This window comes from Pseudokineococcus marinus (assembly GCF_013004605.1).
GTDB classification, from domain to species: Bacteria; Actinomycetota; Actinomycetes; order Actinomycetales; family Quadrisphaeraceae; genus Pseudokineococcus; species Pseudokineococcus marinus.
In genome coordinates, this window is the sequence record NZ_JABEMA010000510.1 from 1 (window position 1) to 1,331 (window position 1,331).

At 79.9% G+C, this 1,331-nt stretch carries 1 protein-coding gene; it reads left to right on the top strand.

Annotated features, from left to right (window positions below; genetic code table 11):
- A partial coding sequence (locus tag HLB09_RS17080) for an FtsX-like permease family protein (protein WP_171204484.1) occupies positions 1–1,296 on the top strand: 1,296 nt, incomplete at its 5' end.
- Between the last annotated feature and the right edge of the window lie 35 nt (positions 1,297–1,331).

The following is a 1,331-nucleotide window of genomic DNA, read 5'->3' on the forward strand; positions in this document are numbered from 1 at the left end:
GTGCGGCTCGTCGCCGGCCTCCTCCTCGCCGTGCCGGGGGCCGCCGCGCTGACCTGGGCCTCGCTGCGCGGCGAGCTGCTGCTGGGCCTGGCGGCCGGCGTCCCGACCTTCCTCGGCGTCGTCCTCCTGTGCCAGCGCGGCGTGCCCGCCGCCGTCGGCCTCGTCGGGCGGCTCCTGGCCCGCGTCGGCGGTGTGCCCGGCCGGCTGGCCGCCCGTAACTCCGTCCGCGTGCCGCGGCGCACGGCGGCCACCGCCACGGCCCTGCTCGTGGGCGTCACCCTCGTGAGCACCTTCGTCGTCGGCGCCGCCTCGGTGCGGGCGACGACGACGACGGAGCTGGAGGCGCAGTACCCGGCGGACGTCCAGGTGGTCGACGCGGGGTACTTCGACGGGCCGGGCCTGCCGGAGGACCTGCTGCCCGCGGTGGCGGGGACGCCCGGGGTCACCGGGGCGGCCGCGGTGCGCGGCGCGCTCGTCGACCTGGGCGACGTGACGGAGCAGCCCCTGCTCGGCCTGCCCGCGGACGTCGACGGCGTGGTGCGCTCGTCGACGGCCGGCGCCCCGGCGGCGGGAGAGGTGCGCGTGGGGCCCGGCTACGCCGAGGTCAACGGCCTCGCGGACGGCGACGTCCTCACCGCCACGGGCCCGACGGGGACGGCCGACCTCGTCGTCCGCGTCGGCGGCCGCAACGACCTCCCGGTGGTCGCGGAGGCGGAGCTGGAGCGGCTCGCCGCCGCGGCGCCCGTGGCGGAGGTCTGGGCCGCCGTCGCGGACCCCGAGGGTCGCGGCGCCGGCGAGACGGTCGACGCCCTGACCACGACCGTGTCGGCCGCCGCGCCGGACTCCTACGTCGCCGGGGCCGTGCTCGTGCGGCAGGGCCTCGACCAGGTGCTCGACGTCCTGCTCCTCGTCGTCACCGCGCTGCTCGGCGTCGCCGTCGTCATCGCGCTCGTCGGCGTGGGCAACACGCTCGCGCTGTCCGTCGTCGAGCGGCGCCAGGAGCTCGGCCTCCTGCGCGCGCTCGGGCAGCCGGCCCGCGACGTCCGCCGGACCCTGCTGTGGGAGGCCGGCCTCGTCGCCGGGGTCGCCTCCGTGCTCGGCGTCGGGCTCGGCGTCGCCTTCGGGCTGGCCGGCACGTCGGCCGCCCTCGCCTCCGCCGCGCCGGTCGTCCTCGACGTCCCGTGGCTGCAGGTCGCCGCGGTCGTCGCCGTCGCCACGCTCGCCGGGATGGTCGCCTCGCTGCTGCCGGCCCGACGGGCCGCCGCCGTGCCGCCCGTGGCGGCCATGGCCGGCTGAGGCCGCACCCCTCGGGGTGGGGCTCCGGGGGCGGG